Source organism: Streptomyces sp. NPDC001093 (assembly GCF_040298985.1).
GTDB lineage: Bacteria > Actinomycetota > Actinomycetes > Streptomycetales > Streptomycetaceae > Streptomyces.
In genome coordinates, this window is record NZ_JBEPBF010000058.1 from 1 (window position 1) to 24,769 (window position 24,769).

Consider the following 24,769-nt stretch of genomic DNA (forward strand, 5'->3'; position numbering starts at 1 on the left):
CGTCCTCGCCGACGCCCTCTTCCGCCACGACACCGGGCTCGCCCTGCTCCTCGCCCCCGGCGAGGGCGAACGCGGCGAGGAGGTCACCGACCGCGTCGTCGACGATCCGCGCGTGCTGCCCGAGCGACGCCTCGTTCGGCCGGTCGCAGCCCGTGACCGGACCGCCCGACACCTGGAGGGCCGCCGAGACGATCCCGGAGAGGTGCTCCAGCATGCGGTTGCCGGCGATCTGGATGAGCAGTCCGTGGAACTCGTTGTCGGCGCGCGAGTACGTCAGCGCGTCGCCCTGCGCCATGGCGTGACTCATGATCTCGACCATGTCACAGAGGCGCTGCTGCACGTCCTCCCGCCCGTGCCCGGCGGCGAGGCGGGCGGCGAGCGGCTCGATCGTCCAGCGCAGCTCGCTCAGCTCGCGGCGCTGGTCGTCGCGCTGGGGCCCGAAGGCCCGCCACTCGATGATGTCCGGGTCGAGCAGGTTCCAGTCGCTGACGGGACGCACGCGCGTGCCGACGTTCGGGCGGGCGCTGACCAGGCCCTTGGCCTCGAGGACACGGAGGGACTCGCGGACGACGGTGCGGGAGACCTCGAAGCGCTGGCCGATCTCCTCGGGCACCAGCGGGCGGTCCGCGCCCAGGTCGCCGGAGACGATCATCTGTCCCAGCTGCTGAACGAGTTGGCCGTGCAGTCCGCGTCCGCGGCTGCCCGCGGCGCGCCGGCCGACGCGGCCCAGGTCGGGGTCCGCGCCCTCCCAGGAGGGTGCTCCGACGCGGTCGGCCACCTGGGGCTCTGCGTAGGGGTAGCGGTCGAGTTCGCCCGGGCCGGCCAGACCGGAGTCGGTGGAGCGGGCGGCGGTCATCATGGTGTGCGCAAGGGTACTCACGGATCCTTTGTCGGCGCCGCCTCCAACTCCCTTGAGGTCTTTGGTGAAAAGCACACGAAAGGGTGATCGCTCACCCCGTCGCAATTGACGCCTTATCGGAAAGAAATGGGCTTTCCTCGGGGAGTTGTGTACACGGCGAGATCGGAAGTGGACGCACGTCCATCACCGGAGCCGGGTGCGCAGTGTCGTGTACAGATACGCGCACAGCAGCGCCGACAGCGACAACGCCAGTGCGCTGCCCACGGGTTGGGCGAGCACCCGCGCCATCCCGAGCAGGTAGCGCTCCCCGCCGAAGGGCCACTGCAGCAGGAGGACCTCCCGCATCCGCACCGGGAAACCGGCGGCCACGCGCGGGGCGGGCCCCCGCAGTGCCTTGTGCACGACGGGGACGACGACAACGGGTACGGCGAGAACGGCGGCCATCCCGCCCGCGGTGGACCGGAACACGCCGGCCGCCAGCACACCGGCCCAGGCGCAGCCGACGACCAGACCGAACCAACTCGCGCCCAGCGAGAGCCAGTCCGCGGGAACTTGCGTCAGCTCCCGTCCGTAGAGAACGTAGAGCGCTTCGGCATCGCAGCCCACGGTGAGGAAGGCCAGCATGGCCGCGGTGGCCCCGGAGACGAGCAGTTTCGCGGTGAGCAGCCCCAGCCGGCGGGGCACGGTGCCGCGGTCCGCCGCGAGGGCGGGGTGGCGGAACTCGTCTCCGAAGGCCAGTGCACCGAGCAGCCCCGCCGCGAGCGCCGCGGGCGGCAGCGGCAGCTCCCGCGGCCACGCGGCGAACAGCCGCGCCTGCGGGGTGTGCCCGGTCCTGGCCAGCAGTACGGCCGTGAGCGCGGACACCACGAGCACGGCACCGCAGGTCAGGAATCCGACGCCGATGCCGGCGGCGCGCCGGATCTCGTAGCGAAGAGGGCGCAGGGGGCTGGGGGCGGGGCGGGGGGAGATGGGGGGCGGGAGAGAGGAAAGGGAATCAAGGAAACCTACACCGTCGGGGCGGCCGGCGCTCGTGGCCTGCGCCTGGCGGGTGCCGGGGTTCCTGGCGCCGGGGAGGCGGGTGCGCAGGATGGAGATGACCGCTGCCGCAGTGCTCGCGCCGCCGGTCTGCGGTTGCCGGGCAGCCGAGGCCGCATCGCGCCCGGCCTCCGTGTCGGCCGCAGCCTCGGTGATCCGGCCGCCGGCTTCCGCGAGGACTTCGGCGGGCACGAGTCCAGCGCTTCCGTCGCGCGTGTCCTCGCCCGCGGGCCCGGCATCGCCGTCTGCCGTGCGGCCGGTTCCCGGGGCCGCGTCGTCCGGCGCCTCTCTCTCGGCCGGTACGCCCCGGGCGGGTTCCGTGTGCTCCGTCCCTGGCCGGGCCTCGGACGTCTCCCCGAGCGACGGCTGCTCGCCGCTTGGGGCCTGCGCCCGCCCGTCCGCCAGTGGTTCCTCGCACGAGGAGACACCGGACACATCCCGCTGCGGCGCCGGAGTGTCCGCCGGGCGGTCCTCCCGCTGCGGCGCCGGAGTGTCCGCCGGGCAGTCCTCCCGCTCCCCCACCGAGAAGCCGAACGGCATGACGCCCCGGTCTCTCCCCGAGGCACCCGACGCCGTGACGCCCGGCTCCCCCGACGAAAGTCCGGACGCCACAGGGACCTGCTCCGAGACGGACGCGTCCAACACCGACCCGCCGCACTCGGCCGCCGGCGAACCGGGCACCGGGACGCCTGACACGGACGCGGCCAGGCCGACCTCCGAGGCACACGTCTCCACCGTCGCCAAGCCGTGGACCGTCGGCTCGGGCTCCACGGGCGAAGAACCGGGCCCGGCGTCTTCCCGCTCCGCAAGCGGCTCGTTCGCCGCCTCCGTGACCGCCTCCCCGGACGAGACTGCGGCCCCGCCGCCGGATCCCGGCCCCATGTCACCGACCTCGTCGGCGAGTTGGTGCACGAGGATGCCGTGGCGGAACGCCGTCTCGCCCACATCGGCGGTCGTGGAGCCGTACACCGAGAGGCGATTGCCTCCCTCCCGTACGACCTCGACGGACCGGCGCCCGGTGCGGGCCTCCTTGGCGAGCAGGGCCGCGAGGCGTGGTGCGTGCGGGCTGCGGACGGCCACGCGCGGACGCAGCCGGGTGCGGGCGAACTCCCTGGCCTCCTGATCGGCCACGAGCCTGCCGCCGTCGAGGGTCACGACCCTGTCGGCCGTGCGGGCGGCCTCCTTGGGGTCGGCCGTGGTGAAGAGCACCGTGCCCCCCTGGCCGGCGTGCGCTCGCAGCATGCCGTGCAGCCATTGCGCCTCACGGACGGAGAGGCCGTCGGTGGGCTCGTCCAGGACGAGTGTGTGCGGATCGGGCAGCAGAGCGCACGCCAGGCCGAGCCTGCGGTCCATCCCGCGCGAGAGCGTGCCGAGGCGTTCCTCGCGGAAACTGACGAGGCCGACCACTTCGAGGACCTCGTCGGCCCGTCGCGCCGGAACGCCCGAGGCCGCGCACAGCATGCGCAGATGTCCGCGGACCGAGCGGGCCGGATGCCCCGGCACATCGCCGAGGAGCACGCCGACCTCCCACGAGGGATGGGCGATCCGGTGCAGGGGCCGCCCCCTGAAGTAGGTGACACCGCGCCCATGCTGAAGCTCGAGCATCAGTCTGAGCGCCGTCGTCTTACCCGCGCCGATGCCTCCGAGGAGCACGGTGACATGTCCCGCGCGCGCTTCGAAGGAGAGGTCGTCGACGACGGGCGGGTACGCCTTGCGGGGATTGCTGGTCAGTCCGAAGGCCTGGATCACCTGCAGCAAGATAGCGCGTGATGTCGGTTTTTTCGGGTATCAGTCGATCTGCTACCACACATACTGCCGATAGACCCGGTTCACGTCCGCCGTTCGGATGAATCGACGCCCCGCCCGAGTGGTCGGCCCACCTGATCGCCGGGCGGGCACTCCCGAGTGCGCCTCAGACCTCGGGGCGCAGCATCGGCGGATTGAGCAGGGTGGCGCCGCCCGCCCGGAAGAGCTGTGCCGGCCGACCGCCCTGGCGCGTGGTCGTTCCTCCGGTGGGGACGAGGAATCCGGGGGTTCCGGTGACCTTGCGGTGGAAGTTGCGCGGGTCCAGGGCCACTCCCCACACGGCCTCGTACACCCGGCGCAACTCGCCGACGGTGAACTCGCTCGGGCAGAACGCGGTGGCCAGCGACGAGTACTCGATCTTGGAGCGGGCCCGCTCCACCCCGTCGGCGAGGATCTGGGCGTGATCGAAGGCGAGCGGTGCCACGGGCTCGCCGTCACGGCCGTAACCGCCCTGCTGGAGCAGTTCCTCGACCGGCGCCCAGCGCGCGTTGCTGGCGTCGCCTCCCGCACGCGGGGCGGGCAGGTCGGGCGCCAGCGCGAGATGCGCGACGCTCACCACGCGCATGCGCGGGTCCCGCTCGGGGTCCCCGTAGGTGGCGAGCTGCTCGAGATGAGCCCCGTTGTCCTGGGCCGGGGCCGAGGGGTCGTGTGCACACAGCCCGGTCTCCTCGGCGAGCTCGCGCGCCGCCGCCTGGGAGAGGTCCTCGTCGGCCCGTACGAAACCTCCGGGCAGTGCCCAGCGCCCTTGGAACGGTGGCTCGCCCCTGCGGACCGCCAGCGCGCACAGGGCATGGCGGCGCACGGTCAGCACGACCAGGTCCACGGTGACGGCGAAGGGCGGAAAGGCTGACGGGTCGTAGGGCATGCCGCGATCATAGTCGTCTGCCTGACGATAAACACTCCCTTCCCCGGCCGCATCGGTCGTGGTTCCGCTTCGTTCTGGTATGGGGCGCAGAACCGGCTCCTGTTGTTCGTCTCGGTGGCGTCGTACGAGGTCACACTCCCAGTTGCAGGCCGTCCGCCGCCTCCTCGACCATGGCGAGCCCCAGCCGGCTGATGCGCACGGCGAACGGGGCGCCGGCGACGCGCAGCCCGGTGAGGCCGAGTTCACCGAGCGGCGCGCTGCGCACGGGGCAGAGGGTGACCGTCCGGGCGGGGGTGTCGGGGCGGATGCCCGCGAGCGTGGTGAGAACCATGATCGCGGACGCCGCCGCGGTGGCCGCCGGCCGGCAGGCCGCGGGATGCGGGAGGGGAGCGCTCGCGGCGGAGCGCTGTTCTCCGGCGAACATCTCGGGCAGCCGGTGGCCGAAGTGTTCCGCTGCGTCCAGCAGTCCCTTCAGCAGGCCGCCGGCTTCCTTCTCGTAGCCGGCGGCGGCCAGTCCGGCGATGGCGACTGCGGTGTCGTGGACCCGGACGGCTCCGGTCCGGTGGCCGAACGGGTTGTGTCCCGCCTCCTTGGCACCGAGACCCCGCAGTCCCCAGCCCGCGTCCATGGCGGGGGCCCCGAGCAGCCGGGCGAGGTGTTGGGTCTGTGCGGGGTCGAGCAGGCCCGGTGCGAGCCGGCCGGAACCGAGCAGGCCGGTGTCGAGGAGGTGGACTGCGGCGGAGCCCAGGTGCGGTACGGGTCGGCCGTCCGGTGCCAGGGCCGCGGCCGGATGTCCGCCGCCGAGGTCCTCGATCCAGAAATCGGCCCGGAATGCCGCCTGGAGGGCCTGGGCCCACTGGCGTAACTCGGTGGCGCCGGGCCGGTCGTAGGTGTCGAGGAGATCGGCGCCGAGCAGGGCCGCCCGATGCGCGTGGGCCTGTGTCTCGCAGCGGGCCGGACCCCCGGGCTGGGGGTCGCGGAGGTAGGTGCCCTCGCCGATGGTCGTCCGCAGCCAGGTGAGGCAGCGTTCTGCCGCGGGCAACAGCTCCCTTGTCTCCTGCTCGGGCAGTCCCCAGCGGCGGGCCTCGGCGAGCAGTGCGGGAAAGAGCAGTGTGGCCTCCGTGCCCGTGCAGCCGGGTGGTAGGAGCGGGCCGGCATCGCGTCGTGGCCCGGGAATCAGGCCGGCCTGTGGGCTCCGGTCCGCCAGCTGGGTGCGGGCCAGGGTACGCAGTGTGCCCGCGGCGAGCCGGGTGCCGAGCGGCAGGGCCATCCGGGCCGCGGCCAGGGCCTCGGCGGGAGACATTCCGCAGCGCCAGGGCGCGCCTGCCGCGAGATGGGTGTCGGCGGGGTGGGCGGGGTCTCGCAGGAGCAGCGCCTGGAGATCGACGACCGCCCAGTCCAGCAGCGGGGCCACCCGGGAGTCGTCGCCTGTCGCCCGTGCGGGGGCGAGCGGGCTGGTCGTGGCCTGTGCCGCCGCCCGCAGGGGGCCCGCGCCGTCGAGCCGCACCCTCAGTTCCACGGCTGCCGTACCGCCCGGCGGGAGTTCCAGCTCCCAGCGCAGCAGCCCGGCGGACGCGAGGGCGTCGGAGGGCGGCGGGTCGGCGGTGACGGAGGCGGCGACACCGGCCGTGGCCCAGCGCAGGCCGGAGTCGTGGACAGTGGCCGGGAGTTCGGGGCCTGCCTTGCCGGAGGCGATGGCGCCGAGGTCGGCGAGGTCCGTGCCGAGGGCGAGCTCGACGGGCAGCCTCAGCGGTCGTGCGGCGGCATTGCGGAGCGTGATCCGCTCGGTTCCGTCGGCACGACGGGTCCGCTCGACCACGACATCGGGATCGGGACCGGCGGTCGGGGAGGCACGCAGAGTCCCCACGAAGCGGGCGCTGTCGGCGCCGGTCATCCTGGCAAGCACGGCGAGCGGTTCGCGCCCGGCCACGCGCATCTGGCACCGCGAGAGCAGGCGCCTGCCGGCACGGTAGAACCCGTCCAGTCCCCGGCCGGTCAGTTGTCCGCCACCGGAGATGGCGAGACCGGGCAGGGCGACACAGATCAAGGCGGTGTGCGTGGGCGGCAGCTCGGGTGCCGGCCGACTGCCCTGCGGTGTGCGCACCGACGGGGCGGCGGACCGGCGGCGGCTTGGGGCAGGGGTGGGCGCGGGTGAGTCGCCCCGGCCCCGGACCGGAGCCGACACCGGTGACGTGCCCTGGCCTGGGACGGGGGTCGACGCCAGTGGCCTGCCATGACCGGGGGCGGGGGTCGACGCCAGTGGCCCGCCATGACCGGGGACGGGGGTCGACGCCAGTGGCATGTCCTGGCCTGTCGAGGAGTTCGCCCGAAACTCCTTGGGCAATGACAGGGGGCCGATGGTCTGCCGTTCGGTGACGCCGGCGCCGTCCGTCGGCGACCACTCGCCCCTGTCCCAGGGCAGGCGTTCGTCGTCGGCGGCGGAGGTCGGAGTCGGCGGTTGGTGCATGGGGTGGCTTCCTCTGCGCTCGCGGCGCCTCGAACATGCCGGGCGACCCGTGGGACGCCCCGGCGGACCAGGGTCGTACGGCGGCAGGGCCCGTCCAGGCGTTCCGCCACTCAGGTGAACGGAGAGGGACTCGTCCGGGTCACGGCTCGCCTCGGGAGAGCCGGCCGAACGGCAGCGCAAGGGACGAGTGGTGCCGCTCGAGCCGGCCAGGCGGCCCAGAAGTGTGCCGCCGCCACGGCAGCCGCACCGGCTCGTGCGGGATCGGTTCCGGAACAGGCTCCCGGGGGGGGCGCAGCGCCCCGTGGATACGGTTGACGCGCCACGCGTCCTCGCTGGGCAGACCTGCTGCTCGGCCAGGCACCCGCCCGTACTCCCCCGCATGGCGATCAACCCTCCTCTTCAGGCTTGCGGTGGTCGTTGTTCGACCGGACTGCTCCGGTCGTGGTGGCGTCCGGTTCCGTCGCACGCGTGCGCGCGCTGCCGAGGCTGCGACTGCGACCGCCGGAGCTCGGGGATTCGGCAGCCGACGGGCCGGGGTGGGAACCGGCCGGCCTCCGCCGTCCGGCCATGGGCCTGGCCGCGCGAGGGGCGTCGCCCCCGTCGGCCGATCGCACACGGCGCCGTCGGCGCGTGCCCGTCCCCCTGCCCGCTTCGGCGCCCCGGTCGTCCGCGCCGGCGCTCGGTCCGTGCGTCGGGTCTTCCGTTGCCGGGAGCTCGGCCCGAGCCGTGGGCTTCCCCGCTGTCTTCTCCGCGTGCGGTTGTGAGCCCGTCTCCGCCGGCGTGCGCCTCGCGCGATCCGCAGGGTCCGCGCGCAGGCAGCGGCGGATCGCTTCCGGGTCGAGGCCTTCGTTGCAGGCCTGGTGCAGGAGCCGGGCGAACAGATAGTCGGGGTCCGCGCCCAGCGCCATGGCCAGCGCTTCACGGGCCTCCAACTCGTCACCTGTCGACCAGGCGACCCAGCCGGCCAGGGTCAGCGGGGCCGCGGCGTGTTCGCCGTAGGGTCCGACGCAGCGGCGGGCCAGGGCGCGCCAGAGCCGGAGGGCCGGGCCCGCCTCGTCGCCCTCCATCCACGCGGCCGCCCGGTCGCGGGTCGTGCGGTCCTGGAGCCCGAGGATCAGAGTCGCCGCCTCGTCGTGGGCGAGCAGGCGGTCGTCGCGCAGGTCCGCCGGATGCGTGCCGGACACCGGTGCCGCGGCGGCGAAGCGGTGGATGATCCGCTCAGCGAGGTCCAGGGTCTCCCCCGCCACGTCCGCGCGGGACGCCTCGTCGAGAATTCGGGGCACCAGAGTCATACCGGCCGCGTCCAGGGCGGTCTCCTGCTCCAGAGCCGCGGTCGTCTCCCAGGGCTGCAGCCTGGCACGCAACTCCCTGAGCGTGCCGCGCACTTGGATGCCTGCGTAGGTGGCCGCGGCGGCCAGCACGGAGGTGCCGGGAAGTCCCATGGGCGAGCCGTCCTCGGGGCAGCAGCTCTCGATCGGGCAGCAGTACGACCAGAATCGGCCGTCGGAGATGCACAGTGCCTCGATGACCGGCACGTCGAGGTCGCCGCACTGGGTACGCAGCAGGTGGGCCAGCCGCTCGAGCCGCCGTTTTACATCGCGGCCGGACTCGCCCGGGGCCGGTTCCTGGCAGACGTAGGCCACCATCTGTTCGGGCCGGGCGCCCCGCCGTTCGCTGCCGGTGACCAGCCCGTGGGCCAGCTGGCGTACGGCCGCCTCCCAGTCCTCCTCGTTCGCCGGGATGCCGAGCCGGGCCCGGCCGCCGAACCTGCCCCGGCCTTCACGGTCGTGCAGGGCCACCAGCACCATGCTGTCCTCCGGCCGGTAGCCGAGGAGATAGGGGAGGGCGTCGGCCAGCTCGGCCGGGGTGCGCAGGGTGACCTGCGTGTCGTGCGCGGACGGGCCGCTGAACGGCTCCTGTCCCGAGATGTCGCTGTTTTCGAAAGGTCCGGTGGTTTCGCTGTGATTCGCCATGCGCAGACGATCTCGCGGATCCTGCGATTCCGGTTGAGCCTGTGGACAAGTTGGATCAGGGACACGACAACGCTGGCCTGGCTGTCCACAGCCCGGGACAGTGGCCCGCCCGCTTGTCGGTCCCGTCCTGTTGTATGGGACGCATGGAGCACACGAGCAACGCGGATCTCCGGGCGCAGGCTGACGCCGTCCTCGCCCGGCTCGTCGGGGATGCCACGGGCGCGGCCCGGCTGCGCGAGGACCAGTGGCGGGCGATCGAGGCGCTGGTCGCCGAGCGGCGTCGGGCTCTGGTCGTGCAGCGCACGGGGTGGGGCAAGTCCGCGGTGTATTTCGTGGCGACCTCGTTGCTGCGGGCCAGAGGCAGCGGGCCCACGGTGATCGTCTCGCCCCTGCTCGCCCTCATGCGCAACCAGGTGGAGGCCGCGGCCCGGGCCGGCATCCACGCCCGCACCATCAATTCCTCCAACACCGAGGAGTGGGACGCCGTCCAGGCCGAGATCGCGGCCGGCCAGGTCGATGTCCTGCTCGTCAGCCCGGAGCGGCTGAACAACCCGGACTTCCGCGACCGGGTTCTGCCCAAGCTGTCCGCCGCGACCGGCCTGCTGGTCGTGGACGAGGCCCACTGCATCTCCGACTGGGGTCACGACTTCCGTCCGGACTACCGGCGGCTGCGCACCATGCTCGGCGACCTGCCGCCCGGTGTCCCCGTCCTGGCCACCACCGCCACGGCCAATGCCCGGGTGACCGCGGACGTCGCCGAGCAGCTGGGAACCGGCGGCACCTCGGACGCCCTGGTGCTGCGCGGGCCGCTGGACCGGGAGAGCCTCAGCCTCGGCGTACTGCGGCTGCCGGACGCCGCGCACCGGATGGCCTGGCTCGCCGACCACCTCGACGACCTGCCGGGCTCCGGCATCGTCTACACGCTCACCGTCGCCGCCGCCGAGGAGGTCACCGCGTTCCTGCGGCAGCGCGGGCACACCGTCGCCTCGTACACGGGAAAGACCGAGAACGCCGACCGTCAGCAGGCCGAGGACGATCTGCTCGCCAACCGGGTCAAGGCGCTGGTCGCCACCTCCGCGCTCGGTATGGGCTTCGACAAGCCGGATCTCGGTTTCGTGGTACACCTCGGTTCCCCTTCCTCCCCCATCGCCTACTACCAGCAGGTCGGCCGGGCGGGCCGCGGTGTCGAACACGCCGAGGTACTGCTGCTGCCGGGGAAGGAGGACGAGGCGATCTGGCAGTACTTCGCGTCGCTCGCCTTCCCCTCCGAGGAGCTTGTCCGGCGCACACTGGACGTCCTCGCCCGGGCGGACGGCCCCCTGTCGCTTCCCGCGCTGGAGCCCCTGGTCGAACTGCGCCGCTCCCGGCTGGAGACCATGCTGAAGGTCCTCGACGTGGACGGAGCGGTCCACCGCGTCAAGGGCGGCTGGATCGCCACCGGGCACCCCTGGTCGTACGACACCGAGCGCTACGCCTGGGTGGCCCGGCAGCGGGCGGCCGAGCAGGAGGCGATGCGCGCCTACGCGTCCACCACCGAGTGCCGGATGGAGTTCCTGCAGCGCCAGCTGGACGACGAGGGTGCCAAACCCTGCGGCCGCTGCGACAACTGCGCCGGCCCGCGCTTCACCGCCGACACGTCCACGGCGGCGGTGGACGCCGCGCGCAGCGACCTGGGCCGGGCCGGCGTCGAGGTGGAGCCCCGCCGCATGTGGCCGACGGGCCTGCCGGCCATCGGCATCGATCTCAAGGGGCGCATTCCGGCCGGTGAACAGGCCTCGTCGGGGCGGGCTCTGGGTCGACTGTCGGACATCGGCTGGGGCAACCGGCTGCGTCCGCTCCTCGCGCCGCAGGCACCGGACACCGCTGTGCCGGACGATGTGGCGCGGGCCGTGGTCGGCGTCCTGGCCGACTGGGCGAAGGGCCCCGGCGGCTGGACCTCCGGTGTGTCCGACGCCCAGGCGCGGCCGGTGGGCGTCGTCACCGTCGCCTCGCGCACACGGCCCTTGCTGATCCACTCCCTGGGCGCCCGGATCGCCGAGGTCGGCCGGCTGCCGCTGCTCGGGTCCGTGGAGTACGCCGAGGACGTACCGTGGGTGTCGCGCAGCAACAGCGCGCAGCGGCTCAAGGCCCTCGACGGTGCGCTGACGGTACCGCCCGCCCTCGCCTCGGCGCTGACCGCGGCCGACGGCCCGGTGCTGCTGGTCGACGACTTCACGGAGACGGGCTGGACGCTCGCGGTCGCGGCACGTCTGCTCAGAAAGTCCGGCGCGCGGACGGTGTTGCCGCTGGTCCTGGCCGTCCAGGGCTGAGCGCGCACCCGCGGCGGCAGCCGTACGGGACACGGCCGGGCACCTCAGGCGTCATCGGGCTGAGCTTTGGGTAGGGATATAAGCCACGCACCAGCAGATAACAGTCGGTGGCCCCAATTGCTCGTTGCCGCATCCAAGTTCGGCAGGAAGAATTGAGGTCCGCTCCCCGCGCGGCTCGTCCGTGATCGGTCGGGCTCTGCTGCGGTGCGCGGTCCCTCGAATCCGACCTCGCCCGCAGTGTGGGCGCGTAGCCGAAGGGAGGAACGTGACCTTCGGATTCGCCTCGTCCTCGGCGGCCTCGTTGTCGACCTCCGCGTCCGCCGCTTCCGCCAGTCGCCTGCTCGAGCCGGCCGAATGGGCCGCCGCCGGAATCCCTCTGCTGCGCAACCCCCGTGAGGTCATCAGCGGGCTGCACGCCCGCCATCGGCCGAGGCCCTCCACGGCGATCGTGGCAGTGCTCGATCCGGACGAGCGGCTGTGCGCCAGCGCGTCGTTCACACGTCGGCCGGCCCCGGCCGACGGCTGGATGTTCCGTAACGCGCTGCTCGCGCAGTTGCGCCGGGTGATTCCGCACGACCTGAGACGCCGGACGCCGGTGCGCACCGCCATCCTCGTCTACTGCCGTGAGGGGGACGCGCATTGGACGGAGGAGGACGGCGCCTGGATGTGGGGCCTGCGTGACGCCTGCACCCTGCACGGGCTGAGGTGCGGGGCGTACATCACGCTGACCCACGACGGCTGGCAGGTGCTCGGCGAAGGACGCAGCGGCCGCCACCCCAACGCGGACTCCGTACCCGAACCCTTCGCCACGTCCGAGACACCGCCGCTCGCGCCGCGCACCGGCGGCCCGGTCTCCGAGGTCCTGCGCCGCGTGGCGGCTCGCTGAAGGGCATGGCAGGAGGCCGGGGCTGCGCCCGACCGTCTTCCGGCCACCGCCCTGCCCGCACGGACGGACGGCGGGCCGGCCGGCCGCCCACCGCTCGGCCGCCCACCGCTCGGCCGCCCACCGCTCGGCCACCAGGACACCCACACCGCACCGTGCCGGGCCGGCCCGTGTTCCGAGGAACGCGAGGGCCGCCCGTCTGCGAAGCGAGGTGAGGGCCATGCGACGTGAGGCCGTACCGTGCCGGGGGCACACCGTGGTGCCGCACCGGGCAAGCCGGCGCCCGCCCCACATCCGGATCCGGCAGCCGTGCGAGCCGTACTCGTGGTACGAGAAATACGAGAGCCTCGCCCCGAGTGCCCGCGGCCATGGCTCTGCGGACGGCGGCGTCACGGTCCGGCCATGGCAGGGCAGGCAAGCCGCGCGAGCCAGGGTCCCGCCTCCGCGCTGCAACCACTGCTCCGCGTCTGGCGTCTCGGCATACTGCCGGGAAGCCGTCCACGAGCGGTGGTCCGCCGGTCATGCGGGCATGCCACAGGCCACGCCGTGCGGATTCCACCGGGACGGTTCTTTTGTCACTCCGGTGCCCCGAGGTGCCGGACGAGGCTCAGACGCCTGCGCCCAGCACCGAGTTGATCTGCTGCGGGTCGCCGCAGACGATCAGCAGGGCACCGGCCCGGGTGTGGGCCAGCGGAAGAGCCGAGGCAGCGGCGGAGGCGGGGCCTCCGTTGACGGCCACGACGACCACGGGACGGGTCGCGGCGCGGGAGGCCACGGCGGCGTCCGCATAGAAGACGTCGTCACCGGCGTCGTGCTGCGCCCAGTAGGAAGCTTCACCGAAGGACAGCTCGTGCTCCGCCCACGGATGCTGGGACCCGGTGGTGATCACGAGCACGTCGCCCGGGGCACGACCCGAGTCCAGCAGCAGGTCCACCGCCTCCTCGGCGGCGTCGAGCGCACCCTCGGCCGAGGCCGGGATCAGCTGGATCTGCGGGGTGGCCGCCGAGGCGGCGGGAGCGGCCGGGCCGGACGGGCCCGGCTTGGCCGGAGCCCCGTCACGCGGCGTGCGCTGCACCGGCGGCACCGGCCGCGGAGGACCGGGACGACCGGGGCGGGACGGAGCCGCGGGGCGGGGGCCGGGTACGGGACGGGGGGTCGGCGCGGTACGGCCGCTGGCCGGAGTGGCGCGGGGACCCTGGGCACTCTCGTGAATCTGAGGCTCCTCGGGAATGAGAGGCATGAGCTGATATTTATCAAACGTTGGTGCGGCGCGGGTGACCGGGTGGCACATCAGTGCGGGCGGAACCGTCAGAAATCGAATCCGAGCTGACCCTCGATTTCCGGAACACTTCCGTCCGCCCAGCTGCGGACCTTCTTGAGGTGCCGCCACTGAGGCAACGCATCAAGATACGCCCACGACAAGCGGTGGAGCGGGGTGGGCCCCCACTCCTCCAGTGCGGCCTTGTGCACGGGCGACGGATACCCGACGTTGTCCGCAAATCCGAAGTCTGCATGGTCGACACCCAGTTCGGCCATCATTTTGTCGCGCTGAACCTTGGCGATCACCGACGCCGCCGCGACGGCCACACACGACTGATCGCCCTTGATCACCGTGCGCACCCTCCAGGGGGTGCCGAGGTAGTCGTGCTTCCCGTCGAGGATCACGGCGTCGGGGCGGACCGGCAGGGCGTCCAGGGCGCGGACCGCGGCGAGCCGCAGCGCGGCCGTCATCCCCAGGTCGTCGATCTCCTCGGGGGAAGCATGCCCCAGCGCATAGGCCGTCACCCACGCCTGCAGGACCTCCGCCAGTACCGTGCGCCGCTTGATCGTCAGCAGCTTGGAGTCGGTCAGCCCCTCGGGCGGGCGGCGGAGTCCGGTGATCGCGGCACAGACGGTGACAGGCCCGGCCCAGGCGCCGCGCCCCACCTCGTCGACACCGGCAATGACCTTCGCTCCGGTCGTGGCGCGCAGGGAGCGCTCGACGGTGTGAGTAGGCGGTTCGTACGGCATGGCGCCCCTAGCGTACGCCGCCGGGGTCATCAGCCGACACCCCGGTCGCCCGACCGTCACACGGTTCCCGGGGGTGCGGGATCAGCTTCCGTGGGGCCGCAGCAGCGGGAGCATCAGCTGGTCGATCATCTCTTCGAGATCTCGATCGCACCATTCGCTGGCGCACATTTTCGAGCGGTACATCATCATGGCCGGGATGGCGTCGAAGACATAGCTGTTGGCCGCGTCCGGACGCACCTCACCCCGCTCAATCCCTCGGGTGATGACCTCGGCCAGGAGCTTGACGGTCGGCTCCACCACTCCCCCGACGATCACCTCCTGGAAACGCTCCGCCTGGATCTGGTCGCATTCGTGAATCACCGAGCGCAGCGCCACACCGGGGGGTGAGTACATGATCTGCCGCACCTGCCGGCACAGGGCGAGGAGGTCCTCGCGCACGCCGCCGAGGTCCGGGGCCGTCTCGACGCGGGGCAGTCCGGCCACCAGGGCGTCCGCGACAAGGTCCTCCTTGGAGGGCCAGCGGCGATACACCGCCGCCTTGCCGGTCTGGGCGCCGGCGGCGACTCCTTCCATGGTCAGGCCCTTCCAGCCGACCTCACCGAGTTGCTCCAGCGCGGCTTCGAGGATCGCGCGTTCCAGCACCACGCCGCGCCGACGAGGGGAAGCCGCCCGAGCGGGAGCGGCCGTCCAGCGCGAGGTAACCATCTGTTTCTCTCCAACTGCAAGGGAAGCGGGAATTCCGGGGAAGGGTGGGCCGCGCCGCAGCAACAGGGGGGACGCGAGGCGGCACCTTTACACAGGATCCATAGTTACGGCCTCTCAGCTCCTTCAGGAACCAAAACCGGGCACGGCCCGCCGGGAGGGGCATCCCGGCATCGCACTCACCGTCATCGCGGCCCGCCAACTCATGGTGGTCCTGGACGCGACCGTTCCATCGCGCGTTTCACCGTCCCTGTCTTCGTCGTCGTCCGTGAGGAACAAGTGGGGTTCGACCACGCCCTCGACCAGCATGTCAGGCAGCGGCGGCTCTTTCGATGGTTCGGGCACCGGAAGGACCGGAATCGCCCGGAACCCCGCCAGCACCTCGGCCGGCCCCCGACTCACTCCCCGGTGCCCGATGACGGGCAGGACGGTGGTGGGCAAGGGCGGCGTGCTGAACGTCACCGCCGTTGACATCGGCTCGGGCATCTCGTGGACCGTGCGGACGCCCGGGGCCTCTTCGGCGAGGGTCGCGATCAGGGCAGCCAGGTCGATGTCCGCTGATGACCGGCGCACAACGCCCACCCGCGGCACGTGCCGGGCGGCGTCCTGGGCCGTGGCCACCGCGGCGGTTGCCTGGGCGACCCGGCCGCCGATCTCGCCACCCCACGGCGCCACTTCAAGGTCAACCCCTTTAGAGAACGCTTGTGTTCACAAAGGTCGACTCGCTATCGTCCCGAGTAGTGAACGCATACGTTCACTAATTCGCCTCTGGGGGACATTCTGTGACGCACGATCAGATACAGACGCAGTCACCCGTACCCGCGCCACCGGGTCCGGCCTCACGCCCGTCACACCCAGGCATCGCGCTCATGGTCATCGCCGCGTGCCAGCTGATGGTGGTGCTCGATTCCACGATCGTCAACATTGCCCTGCCCCACATCCAGACCGCGCTGAACTTCTCCACGACCGACCTGACCTGGGTGGTCAGCGCCTACACCCTCACCTTCGGCGGCCTGCTGCTGCTCGGCGGGCGAGTCGGGGACATCCTCGGGCGCCGCAGGGTCTTCATCGCCGGCATCCTGCTCTTCACCTTCGCCTCCCTGCTCGGCGGACTCGCCCAGGAGCCCTGGCAGCTGCTGGCCGCACGAGTCCTGCAGGGAATGGGCGGAGCCATCGCATCACCCACCTCGCTCGCGCTCATCACCACCACGTTTCCCGAAGGCCCCGAGCGCAATAGGGCATTCGGCATCTTCGCCGCCGTCTCCGCGGGAGGCGGCGCCATCGGACTCCTGGCCGGCGGACTGCTCACCGACTGGCTCGACTGGCGCTGGGTGCTCTTCGTCAACGTACCCATCGGCATCCTCATCGCGGCACTCGCACCGCGCTACATCAACGAGTCCGAGCGCCACCCCGGCCGCTTCGACGTGACCGGCGCGCTCACCTCGACGCTCGGCATGGTCGCACTGGTCTACGGGTTCATCAGGGCCGCATCCGACGGCTGGCGGGACTCGCTGACGCTCGGCGCGTTCGGCGCGGCCGTGGTACTCCTCGCCGCCTTCATGTTCGTCGAAAGCCGCGCCAGGGAACCGATCACCCCCCTGCGGATGTTCGCCGACCGCAACCGCTCGGGCACATACGTGATCATGATCAGCCTCGCGGCAGCGATGTTCGGCATGTTCTTCTACATCGTGCTGTTCGTGCAGAACGTGCTGGGCTACTCCCCCACCCGCGCCGGCCTGGCCTTCCTGCCCGTCACCGTGGTCATCGCGGCGGGCGCGGGGGTATCACAGCGGCTGCTGCCGGTGCTCGGCCCCAAGCCGTTCCTGATGACCGGAACCATCCTCGTCGCCGTCGGCCTGGCCTGGCAGTCCATGGTCGACTCGGGCAGCTCGTACGTCGGCGGGGTGCTCGGCCCGATGCTGGTCTTCGGCTTCGGCATGGGACTCAACTTCGTCACCGTCACCGTCACCGCCGTATCCGGCGTCGCCCCCCACGAGGCGGGCGCTGCATCCGCGCTTCTCAACGCGACACAGCAGGTGGGTGGTTCGCTCGGGCTGTCCATCCTCACCACCGTCTTCGGCTCGGCCAGCCGCGACGAGGCGACCAGGCAAGCCGCGTCGTTCCTGGCCCGGGCCACGCCGGAGCAGAAGGCCGCGTTCGCCAAGTCCCATCAGCTTCCCGCCCCGTGGAGCCACGAAGTCCTCGCCCACGGGATCTCCACTGCCTTCGTCCCGGCCGCCGCCATGGCCGTCCTCGCGTTCGTCGTCGCCGCAGTCGTCATACGCGTCCGCAAGAGCGACTTGCAAGCCCTCAGCGGCGCGGGCGGCGGCCCGGCCGTGTGACCCCGCGCGTCCCCCGATCTCGGCGTCCGTAACCGATCGAACCGCCCGCCACGGGTACGTCGGCCTACGGACGCCGTGCGCCGCGCCCCTGACCGGCTCCCGCCGTCACATTGCGATCCCAATTGGCGCCCTGGCAAGGCCCGTTGGAACGCCACCGGTGACCTGGAGCCAGGGAAAGCCCGGGGCTATGGTTACTGGGCATGGGGTCAGGAGAGCCGCCCGAGGGCGAGAACCCTCACAGCCACAACCCCCGCCGGCAGCCGAGGTGGCCGCGGCCGTCGAGCGGCGGGGACGGTGGGAACCGGGCAAAGGCCGTTGCGATCGCTGCGGTCACGACCGTGGTCGTAGCCGCCTGCGTCACCGGCTCGCTGATCGTGGGCGGCTTCAAGGGCGACAACGCCGACGGCGGCAGCAGGAACACGAAGGCGCCCGCGAGTGCCCCGCGGAGCCCGACGGCCTCGGCTCCGACGTCCAAGAACCCACGCGGCAGCACGACCCAGAGACCCACCGTCCCGGGCTGGAAGGTCGTCATCAACCCCGAGTGGGGCACGGCCTTCGACGTGCCGCCGGACTGGGACGTCAAACCGTCGAACCTGTTGTTCGGCTTCGAGAACAGCAAGCTCGACTACAACGACCCGAAGAACGCGGGCGAGTTCGTCATCATGATGGGCGCACCGGCGGTCCTCCAGGAGGACTGGTGCCTGTCCGACGCCGACAAGGACGGACGCGTGGACGGCACAGCGCTGGCGGTGGCGGGCACCAAGGGCGCCGAGGGTGCCCGGAGCACCGCTGACGCCGCCCTGAGCCAGTCGGTCCAGTGGGTGTACGGCGGTTACACGCAGCCCGACAGGAAGAGCATCGTCTCCGACAGGACGGCGAGGCCTTACACGACCACGTCCGGTCTCAAGGGCAGCATCGCCTGGGCCCGGTCCAAGAACGCGCCCAGGAATGACAAGTGCACGAGCGACGGGAAGGCCATCACCTTCAGCTTCAAGGACTCCGCGGGTGGCCTCGTCGCATGGAGCCTCCTCGGCGCCACGGGCGTGCGGGGCGAGCTGCCGGACCGGACGATCATGAAGATCCTCAGCACGGTCCGCCTCCACGGGAAGCCGACGGAATCCTGAACCGTCACCGGCGACGGCCGGTCCCCGGTGAGTACAGTGGGAACGGCGACGACGGGGGCGGACGCACATGGAGAGGCAGACGGGGTCGGGCGGTGGGCCGCAGATCACCAACACCGCGGTCGACTGCACCGCCGATTACCTGATCCAGATCGGGATCCTGCACGGCGACATCATCGTCCACTCGCCGGTGGACACGCCCGTTGACGACACCCCGCTGGCCGCGGCCGAGCAGGAACTCGCGCGCAGCCTCCTGCGCCGCTGGCGGGCCGAGGCCGACGCCTGGGACATGACCGACCCGCAGCCGCTGCCCGTGCGCTGGACGCCCAGCCGCCGGGTGGTGTCCGCCGGAGAGTACATCCCGGCGGGTTCCGGGACGGACACCATCGCCGGGACGTTCCTGAGACTCAGCCCCCGGCGGCGGCTGGTCGTGCTCGGCACCGCGGGGTCCGGCAAGACCGTCCTGTCCGTCCTGCTCACCCTCGAACTGCTCGCCCGCCGGCTCACCCAGGGCGAGCACGAGGTACCGATCCCGCTCGTGCTGTCGCTGGAGTCCTGGGACACCCGGCGGCAGTCGCTGACCGAGTGGCTCGTGGACCGGCTGCACCGGGACCACCCGGGTCTGCCGCCCGTGGACGGCGTCCACCCGGGCCGCCGGCTGGTCCTTGACCGGCGGGTGCTGCCCGTCCTCGACGGCCTCGACGAACTCCCCGCGCACCGCCGCGCCGAGGTCCTCGACGCTCTCAACACGGGCCTCGGCGGCGACGGGGACGCCGTACTCGTCTCCCGCTCGGCCGAGTACGCCGACCTGGACGGGAAGGGCAAGGGCCTGCGGCACGCCACCGTCATCGAGTCGCTGCCGCTGCGCCCGGAGGAGGTGGCGGACTACCTCCGCAGAGCCCGGCCGCCGGCCCGCGCCGCCGCCTGGGCCGGCCTGCTGAGCACCCTGCGCAACCAACCCTCCGCACCGGTCTCGTGGGCCCTGACCAGTCCCCTGATGGTGTGGCTGGTGCGCCGCTCGTACGAGCAACCGACGGCCGATCCGGACGAGTTGACGGAGCGGGAGCGCTTCCCCACCCGGGAGGCCGTCGAGGCGCACCTGCTCGACCGGATCGTGCCCGCCGCTTTCCCGGCGCGGCCGCCGGACCCCGGCCGGCTGCACCCGCCCCGCGCCTGGGACGCCGAACGGGCCGGCGCCTGGCTGTCGTACCTGGCGCTGCTGCTCAGCCGCCGGGGGGAGTCCGAGCTCGCCTGGTGGCGGTTGTACGCGGCGCCGCTGCCCCGGCTGCTCGCGGTGCCCGCGCTGCTGTCGGCCGGCATCCTGCTGTCCTTGGTCATCAGGGCGGGCATGTCCGGCTATGCGGCGGACTCCCCGGTGGGCCAAGTCGGCGTGACGATGGACGTGTCGTTCGGGGCCATTCTGGCGGCGCTCGCGCGGTCCGTCACCGCGGGCTGGTTCGGCCAGCGGCTCGCCGAGCCGCGCCGCAGCGCCAACCCGCTGCTGTTCATCCACGCCCTGCGCTCCGTCGACCGGCACGCGCGGGTCGGCCCACGAGTCCGTCTCGCGGCGCTCACGGGCGGTCCCGCTCTCGTCGTCCTCCTCCTCGCGCTGTACCTGTCCGGGGCGCGGGACCCGGGCCTGGTCGCGCTGGCGATCGGAACCGTGCTGCCGATCCTGCTGATGATCGTGTACGCGGCACCCGCCGACACCGTGGACGCCGCCACCCCCGGGGAACTCCTGCGCGGCGAACAGACCGCGCTCGTCACGACGCTGACGCTGGTGGCTCCCCTCATCGGGGTCGGTGCCGGTTCGTTCTTCTGGCTCGACTCGCAGGGTTCGGGCAACTGGTGGCCCGCGTTTGCGGCCTGGGCCGGTGCCTCCGCGATGTTCGTGCTGCTCAGCCCGTGGAGCCGCTGGTTCCTCGCCAAGTGCTCCCTGGCGGCGACCGGGCGGGTGCCCTGGACGTTCATGACCTTCCTCGGGGACGCGCGGACGGCGGGCCTGCTGCAACTGTCGGGCGGCACGTACCGGTTCCGCAACCACAGGCTCCAGGAGCACTTGGCGGCGCGGCTCGCTCGGGAGCGGGGCTCGGCGGCCGCCCCCGAGCCGCCGCGCGTCCCCGCGCTCGCGGACCCCCGGCACTTCACGGTGGAGAGCACCACGGACCATTACCGCCTCCGCGGCCGCTCCCGCAGGGTGCCGCTGGCCCACTGGGCGGCGCTGGGCTCCATCATGGCCGTCTTCCTCGTGCGCTTCTCCGTGTCCGGCCAGTGGCGGCAGGCCATCTACTGGTTGCCGCTGCTGTTCTTTCCCTTCCTCGGCGTCCTGATCACGGTGATCGGCCTCCTCATGCCGCGTCAGCGGATCGAGCTGGAGCTGACCCGGGACGGCGTCACCTCGGTCACCGGACGCAGGCGGCGCTCCTACGCCTGGCGACACGTGGAGGAGATCACGGTGCGCCGGGCGGTCTCCCGGGGCCGGGACGCGGGCTTCTACGCGCTCCAGGTCCGGCTGGCCCCCGACGCCCCGCGCCCACCGCGTCGCTCCCGCATGGGCGACGGCTGGTACTTCGTGCTGTCGCTCGGTCTGACCGGGCACGTCGACGACCGGCTGGGTGCGGCCCTGGCCGACTTCGCCGGGCCGCGCTGGACGCACTGAGGCCCTCAGCAGGCTGACGCCCTCAGCAGAGCGACTCGGTGCCTCCGGCGGCCGTGAGCAGGGCCAGGCAGCGGGACGTCACCGTGGTCCCGTCCTCGGTTGCGTCGACGGCGTAGGCGACCGGGGCGCGGCCCTCGGCGCCGCTCGGCGCCGTGATCCGCCAGCCCGCCTCGTAGGTGTCCTCTGCCCGCAGCACCCGGGGCGGGCGTCCCACGAGCGCGGCGTGCCAGCCCGCGGGCAGCAGGGGCGGCCGTACGACGATGGCGAGGTCGCGGGCGGTGGCGTTCTCGATGCGGAGCCGGCCACCGTCCGCCGGGTGCAGGCGCAGGGCGTCGGAGCTGGTCCAGCGGATGTTGAACTCGCGCAGGCGCAGCTTCTTCTCCCGACTCTCGTCACGCAGGGAGTCGAGACCGATGCGGACGGAGTCGACGGTGTGCCGGTAGGGGAAGTCGTAGCCGTACGTCTTGCCGTCGTTTCCCGTCCTGGCGTCGCGCCACTCGTAGGAGTCGTCGGCCGAGACGGTACTGGCGCCGACCTGCCCCTCCACGCTGACCCCCGGCGACGAGTACGCCCCGATGGTGTCCGGGTCGAAGTCCACCGAGACCCTGCTCAGCGGCAGCGGCATCCCGAAGTCGACGCGCAGCCAGTTGTCCGGGTGCGGGGAGCCGCTGACCGACCAGTACCCGTCGTGCCCGGGCAGCGCCGCCGAGGGCGGATGCCCCGGGGCCGCGTAACTGACGCTGAGCCTCGGCCAGTCCCGGGTCGCGAAGGCCATGAGGTCGACCTGGTGGACCGAATCCCGCAGCGGATGCCGCCACTTGTCGTAGACGGAGGGCAGACCGAGGAACGCCCTCGGTGGCAGGGCGCCCGCCTGCAGGAGGACCAGGACGATCGGCACGGCGAGGAAACCGGCGAGGTGGGTGGCCAGGAGGCTGTGCCGGGCCACACGGTGGCGTGGCAGCCGGGCGGCGGCACCTGTGGGGCGGCGCGCGGGCGGTGGGGTGATGCTCCCGCCCGGGGCCGGGGTGCCGTCCGTCCCGGCCAGCCACTGCGAGATCCCGGCGAGAGCGGAGGCCGGGACGCAGCGCACCGGGATGCCGGTGGCGTCGAGGGCGCGCAGCAGATGGCCGCCGTCGGCCGCTTCCAGCTCGGCGCGTACGGCCGTGTCGTCGCCCTGTCGGGCCCGGGTGTACAGCAGCGCGAGACGGCGTGGGCGTCGGCGCGCGGGCAGGGCGCTCACGACGTGCAGGACACGGGTGACGGCGTGCACGGCGACGCTGTGCGCGGCCGGGTCGTCCACCACCAGCAGCAGTCCGTCGGCCCGGCCCAGCACCTCCAGCCGGGCGACCGACTCCTGACTGCGGTACGCGTCACCGGCCGGGTCGTACCAGAGCAGGGGCGTCCGGCCCGAGCGCACCAGCGGCGGTTCGCTCCCGGGCGAGGCGCCCAGCTCGGTCAGGCCCTGCCGGTGGACACCGGTGCGCTGCTCGCGCGGGCCGCCGACGAGCACCACGACCCGGGCCCGCTCGTATCCGGCGGGCAGTGGGTTCTCGCAGTGCGGGCAGCGCGCGTCCAGGCGGCGGGCGCCGAGAACGGCCGGCAGGCGGGTGCCGCAGCGGCAGCGGTGGTACAGCGCGCCGTACCGGTTCGGGGTCAGCGCACCGTGCCCGGCGCCGCAGCGGGGGCACAGGCGTACGGGCCGCACGACGGTGCGTCCACAGTGCGTGTACGGGCACGGCGCCGGCCCGCGGCGCAGTGCGCGTCCCGTCCGTTCGACCGCGGCCCACATCACCCACCACAGCGTCCACAGCGCGCAGCACAGGGCCCAGAACAGGAGCGAGAACAGCAGCGGGAGGATGCTCAGCGCGGTCGCGGTCAGGATGACGGCGGTCATCGTGGCCACGAGGACCGGGGCCACGACGACCACCAGGAAGCGCTGTCCGCGGGTCACGCTCTGCGGCGAGGGCTCGAGTCCTCTCACACAGCGGTCCAGGAACCGCTCGGCATCGCTCACCAGCCGTGTGTGTTCGTCGAGACCGTCCCACCAGGCCGCGCGCAGGTCGCGCAGCGCGGTGACGCGGAAGTAGGCGGGGGCGGCCGGTTCGCCGTCCGGGGCGGCTGCGGCGCCGGCGGCCGGGCCGAACGTCCGCCAGACGATGCCCAGTTGGGACAGGACGAGACGTGGCAGGGTCACGCACACGCCATGGCCGACGATCAGGGCGACCAGCAGGGTGACCATCAGGAGGAGAACGACGGGGTTGGCCACGGCTCACTCCTTCTCCCGCGCGGATCCGCGCCGCCACGGCAGCCGTGGCCCCCGTTCCCGCTCGGGTTCCTCCTCCTCGGCCCGCACGAGGTCGCGCAGGGCCTCGTAGGTCTCCGTCTCCTCCCACAGCCCCCGCCGGTACAGCCGCAGGATCCTCAGGCCGGCCCGGCGCGGCTCTTCGGGCGCCCGGCGCAGCACGTGCAGCGCGGTGCCGGGAGCCTCGGCGAGCACGTCCGGTACCCCGCCCGGTGCTCCGTCGGCGAGGGAGGCGAGGAAGGCACACGCCTGGGCGTCCAGTACCTCGGCCCGCGACTCGGCGGCGGCCTCGAGCGCGGTGAGCAGCCCCGCCAGGACGGCGCCCCGGTAGGGCTCGGGCAGCGGCGCGAGCGCGGCCCGTAGGTCGCCGAGTGGTGCCGTCAGGGTGGCGAGGTGGCGTTCGGCCGCGTTCCGAACACGCTCGGGCGGGACACCCGCCGCCTGTGGCCGCAGCTCCGCCAGCGCCCGTACGAAACCCACGAGCCCCGAGGGGGCGGACGTCGCCTGGACCAGGTCCCCGGCGGTGCCGTCCGGCGCGAGCAGTGCGCACGCGGACCGCAGCCGCCGCACTCCCGCCCCGGCGCCCTCGTCCGGAGCCGCGTCCCACAGCTCGGCCACCGTGTCCACCACGTCCAGCCGCCCGCTGCCCCACGCGCCCGCGAGGAAGCGCGCCGTCGCGCACGGCTCCGGGTCTCCGTCCTCCCTCAGCCCGTCGAGATCGAACACCGGGGCCGGCGCCCGCTCCCCCGTCTCCGGCCGTGTTCCCGTCAGATGACGGTGGTCGTCCTCCGGACGTGCCGTGTACGTCGTGAACGTCAGTCGGGCGGCCAGGCCCGCCGGGAGGGTGTAGGAGACCGCGGCGATCCAGTCGACGACACGTTCCGGGTCCGCGGACACCAGGGTCGCGCCCGTGCCCTCGCCGGCGAGCGCCCGCAGGGCCACGGCGAGCAGCCGCTCCAGGAGGCGGACTCCCGCTTCACCGGTGGCGTCCAGCAGCCGTCGGACCCGGTCGGGCCCGACGGCACTGCCGGGCACGAGTTCGGCCAGGTCGGGCAGGACGTGGCCGTCGTCGGGCGCGGGGGACGGTGCCCACTGCGGGGTGTCCCACAGCTCGACGGGGCGCAGGCCCGCCAGTTCGCCGGGGCCGGCGCAGAGGGCGTGGCAGAAGTGGTTGCCCAGGCGCCCGGTGTAGTCCCGGCCGGTGAAGCGGGTACGGGTCAGGACGGCCGTGTCGTCGTCGGGGCGGTCGTAGGCGAACGCCATGGGATATCCGGCAGATGGGACGGCGCCCGGCGGGGGCGTGTACCCCGTCAGGGGGCGCAGGAGGCCGAGCGCGGGGCGGGCCGCCGGGGAGACGGCGGTGAAGCGGAACCCGCCGTGGCGGTCGGCGGCCGACGGCGGGGCGGAGGTGTAGTGAGCCTGCCCGGCCATGCCGG

At 73.0% G+C, this 24,769-nt stretch carries 16 protein-coding genes; 5 read left to right on the forward strand and 11 right to left on the reverse strand.

Annotation, left to right across the window (positions count from 1 at the left end):
* The 5 genes from ABT288_RS26375 to ABT288_RS26395 all read right to left on the reverse strand — a co-directional run.
* Positions 1-880 (reverse strand): FadR/GntR family transcriptional regulator (locus ABT288_RS26375; protein WP_351612391.1); only part of this gene is annotated, 880 nt, incomplete at its 3' end.
* Positions 881-1,042: 162 nt separating this feature from the next.
* Complete coding sequence (locus ABT288_RS26380; RefSeq protein WP_351612394.1) at positions 1,043-3,643, reverse strand: ATP-binding cassette domain-containing protein; 2,601 nt, start codon at positions 3,641-3,643, stop codon at positions 1,043-1,045.
* A gap of 163 nt (positions 3,644-3,806) precedes the next feature.
* On the reverse strand, positions 3,807-4,565 hold the full coding sequence (locus tag ABT288_RS26385; RefSeq protein WP_351612397.1) for an NUDIX hydrolase: 759 nt from the start codon (positions 4,563-4,565) through the stop codon (positions 3,807-3,809).
* Between the two features lie 130 nt (positions 4,566-4,695).
* On the reverse strand, positions 4,696-7,032 hold the full coding sequence (locus ABT288_RS26390) for a glycogen debranching N-terminal domain-containing protein (protein ID WP_351612400.1): 2,337 nt from the start codon (positions 7,030-7,032) through the stop codon (positions 4,696-4,698).
* A 386-nt stretch (positions 7,033-7,418) separates the two neighbouring features.
* The gene (locus ABT288_RS26395) at positions 7,419-9,005 is read right to left on the reverse strand and encodes a DUF4192 domain-containing protein (RefSeq protein WP_351612403.1); all 1,587 of its coding nucleotides are present in this window, start codon (positions 9,003-9,005) and stop codon (positions 7,419-7,421) included.
* 143 nt (positions 9,006-9,148) lie between these two features.
* Between ABT288_RS26395 and ABT288_RS26400 the strand changes: the two genes are divergently transcribed.
* Both ABT288_RS26400 and ABT288_RS26405 read left to right on the forward strand, forming a co-directional pair.
* Complete coding sequence (locus ABT288_RS26400; RefSeq protein WP_351612406.1) at positions 9,149-11,314, forward strand: RecQ family ATP-dependent DNA helicase; 2,166 nt, start codon at positions 9,149-9,151, stop codon at positions 11,312-11,314.
* Positions 11,315-11,579: 265 nt separating this feature from the next.
* Positions 11,580-12,200, forward strand: a complete 621-nt coding sequence (locus tag ABT288_RS26405; RefSeq protein ID WP_351612409.1) for a hypothetical protein — start codon at positions 11,580-11,582, stop codon at positions 12,198-12,200.
* 604 nt (positions 12,201-12,804) lie between these two features.
* Here ABT288_RS26405 and ABT288_RS26410 read toward each other — a convergent pair.
* From ABT288_RS26410 to ABT288_RS26425, 4 genes are all read right to left on the reverse strand, one after another.
* On the reverse strand, positions 12,805-13,437 hold the full coding sequence (locus ABT288_RS26410) for a hypothetical protein (protein ID WP_351612412.1): 633 nt from the start codon (positions 13,435-13,437) through the stop codon (positions 12,805-12,807).
* A 68-nt stretch (positions 13,438-13,505) separates the two neighbouring features.
* A complete protein-coding gene (rnhB, locus tag ABT288_RS26415; protein WP_351612415.1) occupies positions 13,506-14,207 on the reverse strand; it encodes a ribonuclease HII in 702 nt (233 codons plus the stop codon).
* 81 nt (positions 14,208-14,288) lie between these two features.
* Complete coding sequence (locus ABT288_RS26420; RefSeq protein ID WP_351612417.1) at positions 14,289-14,912, reverse strand: TetR/AcrR family transcriptional regulator; 624 nt, start codon at positions 14,910-14,912, stop codon at positions 14,289-14,291.
* Positions 14,913-15,035: 123 nt separating this feature from the next.
* Positions 15,036-15,584: a hypothetical protein gene (locus ABT288_RS26425; protein ID WP_351612420.1), complete on the reverse strand. Its 549-nt coding sequence runs from the start codon at positions 15,582-15,584 to the stop codon at positions 15,036-15,038.
* A 194-nt stretch (positions 15,585-15,778) separates the two neighbouring features.
* Between ABT288_RS26425 and ABT288_RS26430 the strand changes: the two genes are divergently transcribed.
* The 3 genes from ABT288_RS26430 to ABT288_RS26440 all read left to right on the forward strand — a co-directional run bounded on the left by ABT288_RS26430 (position 15,779) and on the right by ABT288_RS26440 (position 21,031).
* Positions 15,779-17,251, forward strand: coding sequence for an MFS transporter (locus ABT288_RS26430; protein ID WP_351612423.1), 1,473 nt, complete (start codon positions 15,779-15,781; stop codon positions 17,249-17,251).
* 338 nt (positions 17,252-17,589) lie between these two features.
* Positions 17,590-18,375 carry a DUF8017 domain-containing protein gene (locus tag ABT288_RS26435; protein WP_351612426.1) on the forward strand — a complete coding sequence of 262 codons (786 nt, stop codon included), beginning with the start codon at positions 17,590-17,592 and terminating at the stop codon, positions 18,373-18,375.
* 67 nt (positions 18,376-18,442) lie between these two features.
* On the forward strand, positions 18,443-21,031 hold the full coding sequence (locus ABT288_RS26440) for an NACHT domain-containing protein (RefSeq protein WP_351612429.1): 2,589 nt from the start codon (positions 18,443-18,445) through the stop codon (positions 21,029-21,031).
* Between the two features lie 22 nt (positions 21,032-21,053).
* On the opposite strand, the gene ABT288_RS26445 is transcribed toward ABT288_RS26440, so the two are convergent.
* Entirely contained in the window at positions 21,054-23,297 is a 2,244-nt protein-coding gene (locus ABT288_RS26445; protein ID WP_351612432.1) for a discoidin domain-containing protein, read from the reverse strand.
* A gap of 3 nt (positions 23,298-23,300) precedes the next feature.
* Positions 23,301-24,764 carry a GAP1-N2 domain-containing protein gene (locus ABT288_RS26450; protein ID WP_351612435.1) on the reverse strand — a complete coding sequence of 488 codons (1,464 nt, stop codon included), beginning with the start codon at positions 24,762-24,764 and terminating at the stop codon, positions 23,301-23,303.
* Positions 24,765-24,769: the final 5 nt, after the last annotated feature.

Excerpts from the sequence above, each read along its gene's own strand:
- ABT288_RS26385 (WP_351612397.1), bottom strand. The coding sequence starts at position 4,565 with ATGCCCTACGACCCGTCAGCCTTTCCGCCCTTCGCCGTCACCGTGGAC.
- ABT288_RS26430 (WP_351612423.1), top strand. The coding sequence starts at position 15,779 with ATGGTCATCGCCGCGTGCCAGCTGATGGTGGTGCTCGATTCCACGATC.
- ABT288_RS26390 (WP_351612400.1), bottom strand. The coding sequence starts at position 7,032 with ATGCACCAACCGCCGACTCCGACCTCCGCCGCCGACGACGAACGCCTG.
- ABT288_RS26440 (WP_351612429.1), top strand. The coding sequence starts at position 18,443 with ATGGAGAGGCAGACGGGGTCGGGCGGTGGGCCGCAGATCACCAACACC.
- ABT288_RS26395 (WP_351612403.1), bottom strand. The coding sequence starts at position 9,005 with ATGGCGAATCACAGCGAAACCACCGGACCTTTCGAAAACAGCGACATC.
- rnhB (WP_351612415.1), bottom strand. The coding sequence starts at position 14,207 with ATGCCGTACGAACCGCCTACTCACACCGTCGAGCGCTCCCTGCGCGCC.
- ABT288_RS26410 (WP_351612412.1), bottom strand. The coding sequence starts at position 13,437 with ATGCCTCTCATTCCCGAGGAGCCTCAGATTCACGAGAGTGCCCAGGGT.
- ABT288_RS26450 (WP_351612435.1), bottom strand. The coding sequence starts at position 24,764 with ATGGCCGGGCAGGCTCACTACACCTCCGCCCCGCCGTCGGCCGCCGAC.
- ABT288_RS26400 (WP_351612406.1), top strand. The coding sequence starts at position 9,149 with ATGGAGCACACGAGCAACGCGGATCTCCGGGCGCAGGCTGACGCCGTC.
- ABT288_RS26420 (WP_351612417.1), bottom strand. The coding sequence starts at position 14,912 with ATGGTTACCTCGCGCTGGACGGCCGCTCCCGCTCGGGCGGCTTCCCCT.